The 3,245-nt window shown below is 63.8% G+C and carries 2 protein-coding genes and 2 rRNA genes; 3 read left to right on the plus strand and 1 reads right to left on the minus strand.

Features of this window, described 5'->3' with window-relative positions; translation table 11 throughout:
• Nucleotides 1-420 (plus strand): 23S ribosomal RNA (locus tag ACFVJS_RS27145); the annotation flags it as partial.
• Between the two features lie 117 nt (nt 421-537).
• Nucleotides 538-654, plus strand: a 5S ribosomal RNA gene (gene rrf, locus ACFVJS_RS27150).
• A 320-nt stretch (nt 655-974) separates the two neighbouring features.
• Here the strand turns inward: rrf and ACFVJS_RS27155 are convergent.
• On the minus strand, nt 975-2,267 hold the full coding sequence (locus tag ACFVJS_RS27155; protein WP_378886663.1) for an MFS transporter: 1,293 nt from the start codon (nt 2,265-2,267) through the stop codon (nt 975-977).
• A 103-nt stretch (nt 2,268-2,370) separates the two neighbouring features.
• On the opposite strand from ACFVJS_RS27155, the gene ACFVJS_RS27160 reads away from it, so the two are divergent.
• The gene (locus tag ACFVJS_RS27160; protein WP_378886664.1) at nt 2,371-3,195 is read left to right on the plus strand and encodes a siderophore-interacting protein; all 825 of its coding nucleotides are present in this window, start codon (nt 2,371-2,373) and stop codon (nt 3,193-3,195) included.
• Nucleotides 3,196-3,245 lie beyond the last annotated feature (50 nt).

The raw sequence follows: 3,245 nt of genomic DNA on the forward strand, positions 1-3,245 counted from the left end.
ATATCGACGGGATGGTTTGGCACCTCGATGTCGGCTCGTCGCATCCTGGGGCTGGAGTAGGTCCCAAGGGTTGGGCTGTTCGCCCATTAAAGCGGCACGCGAGCTGGGTTTAGAACGTCGTGAGACAGTTCGGTCCCTATCCGCCGCGCGCGTAGGAAACTTGAGAAAGGCTGTCCCTAGTACGAGAGGACCGGGATGGACGAACCTCTGGTGTGCCAGTTGTACCGCCAGGTGCATGGCTGGTTGGCTACGTTCGGAAGTGATAACCGCTGAACGCATCTAAGCGGGAAGCACGTTTCAAGATGAGGTTTCCCACCCTTTATGGGTTAAGGCCCCCTACAGACTATGGGGTTGATAGGCCGGAGGTGTACAGCAGTGATGCCCAGCCGACCGGTACTAATAGGCCGAGGGCTTATCTTTCATAAACCCTCAACAAAAACAACAAACGAAGACCGTCAAGTCTCGCGTCCACAACCAACTGTTGTAACACAGGTTTGGTCACCCGCTCTTCAATGTGGCGAGCGTGATCTCTAGAGTTACGGCGGCCATAGCGAAGGGGAAATACCCGGTCCCATCCCGAACCCGGAAGTCAAGCCCTTCAGCGCCGATGGTACTGCAACCGAGAGGCTGTGGGAGAGTAGGACGCCGCCGGACATAACTTTGCGCAGGGCCACCTCTTCGGAGGTGGCCCTGCTGCCATTTGTGCCTATAGGCGATGCCTGTATCGAGCTTGTCGAGATGCTGATGAAGGTCTCTTCGCGCCACGCCAGGTTGACGTGGCCTGCGTCACGGGGTCCAATGTCATAGTTGCAGTCCATAGGTATCAACATCTCGAACTAGGAGTTCCCATGGTCAAGAAGCTGCTCATCGCCGCCGTCATTGCCGCGGGTCTCGGCGTGGCCATCAAGCTGGTCACCAGCCGCTGATCCAGAGCTTCTCCAGTTGCCCGGTGCCCTCGAGGCCCCGGGCAACTGTCATGTGGTGCCCTGTGGTGTTTCCTCGTCCGGGGTGATCGAAGCGGAGACGAGAGGCTCCTCCTTCGGGACGTCGACCTCGGCGAGCGAGCGACGGGCACCGGGAATCGCCAGGATGCCGGCGACCACCACGAAGAGGAGGAGTCCGGCGAGCACGAGCAGCGACTCGACCGAGAACTGGTCCGCAAGAGGACCGAACACGACCATGGACAGCGGCATCGCGACCGACATGACGATCCCGACGATGCCGAAGACCCGTCCTTGCATCTCCGGTTCCACGCGCTCCTGAAGGATCGTGATCGCCGGGGTGCTGAGTGCCGAGAAGAACACCCCGATCAGCAGCCCGAAGACGAAGAAGATCCACATGTTGGTGGAGACGCCGAGGCCGACGACCAGCAGTCCGATGAGGATGACGGACCCGACCATCAGGCGCATGCGGTGGACGATCCTGGGACCGAGCACGGCCATCGCGGCCCCACCGGCCAGCATGCCGAAGCCCCAGAACAGCTCGTTGGCGGTGAGCTTCCACACCTCGTCGCCGAAGGTCCGGGTGACCATGAGTGGGGTGAGGTAGGACGGTGCGCCGACCATGAGCATGACCAGTGCGAACAGGACCAGGATCCAACGTACGTGCGCGTGGGTGGCGACGTACGTCAGGCCTGCGCGCAGGTCGCCGAAGTAGGAGACCTCGCCCTGGTCGGTGCGGGCGAGCCGGGCCACTGGGACGAGAGCGAGGAGGCCGACGCCGATCAGAGCGGTGACCGCGTCGATGAAGAAGACGGCGACGATGTCCATGCTGGCGTAGATGACCGCGGCGAGTGCCGGCGCGAGGAGCGTCATCGCCGACTGGATGGTCTGGAACGCTCCGTTGATGCGGAGCAGCTGAGACTCCGGCGCGATCTGCGGGATCATCGCGGTGACCGCAGGCATCTGGATGCCGGCGAAGGTCGAGCGGATGGCCAGGGCGAGATAGATGATCCAGAGATCGTCGATCCCGCTCGCCATCAAGCCGGCCAGGATCAAGGTCGCCACGGCGATCGTGGCGTCGGACCCCATGATCAGGAACTTGCGGTGGTGTCGGTCGGCCCAGACGCCACCGAAGATCGACATGAACGCCTGCGGGAGCATCCCGAAGACGAGGCTCAGCATCAGTACGGACCCGGAGCGGGTCTCGATGGTGAGGTGCCACATGACGGCGTACATCACCAGCATGGAACCGAGCAGGGAGACCGTTTGGCCGGCGAGGAAGATCGCTGCGTTGCGCCTCCAGCCGGGAAGCACGTCGGCGGGCATGCCGTCCAGCCTTTACCCGGAGTCAGGAGGCGTCAACCGACTTTGGTCTCACCACTTTGCAACTCTAGGTAAGGTAAGCCTAACTTTGCGAAGAGGAGTAGGCATGGGATTCGACGACGGCCGGAAGCTCAAGGGTCTGTACGCCGCCGAGGTGCTGCACAACAAGCAGGTCACCCCACACATGGTGCGGCTCACCCTGGTCGGCGACGACCTGCGGCGCTTCCCGCAGCGTGGCTTCGACCAGTGGTTCCGGCTCTTCCTGCCGCGGCCGGGTGGTGAGGCCACCAACTTCGACGCGGTGCCCGAGAAGCTCGGGACGATCGACTACCTCAAGTACCTCAGGCACGGCGACCGGCCGCCGCTGCGCAACTACACCGTCCGCGAGCACCGGCCCGAGCTCGGCGAGATGGACGTCGACTTCGTCGTCCACGGCGACGTCGGGATCGCCGGCCCCTGGGCGCGTACGGCACAGCCCGGGGAGCGGGTCGTGCTCATGGACCAAGGCACGGGCTTCGATTTCGACGCGGACGCCTCGTTCCATCTGCTCGTCGGCGACGAGTCGGCTCTACCTGCGATCCTGGGCATCCTGCGGGACATGCCCCGCGACGCTCGAGGGCTGGCGGTCATCGAGATCCCGGACATGGCCGACGTCCAGGACGTCTCCGGACCCGAGGGGGTCGAGCTGCGGTGGCTGCCGCGTGGCGACTCCGCCGATCAGACCGGGGCTCTGGCGATCGCCGCGGTGAAGGCATTCACGCCTGAGGAGCCGGCCACGCTCTCCGCCTACCTCGTCGGCGAGCGAACGATCCCGGCCGAGGGACGCCGCCACCTGGTGTCCCTCGGCGTCCCGAAGTCACGGATCACGTTCGTCGGCTACTGGCGGATCGGCAAGGCATCAGTACGGACCCGGAGCGGGTCTCGATGGTGAGGTGCCACATGACGGCGTACATCACCAGCATGGAACCGAGCAGGGAGACC

Origin of the sequence: Nocardioides sp. NPDC057772, from assembly GCF_042798075.1 — a bacterium.
GTDB lineage: Bacteria > Actinomycetota > Actinomycetes > Propionibacteriales > Nocardioidaceae > Nocardioides.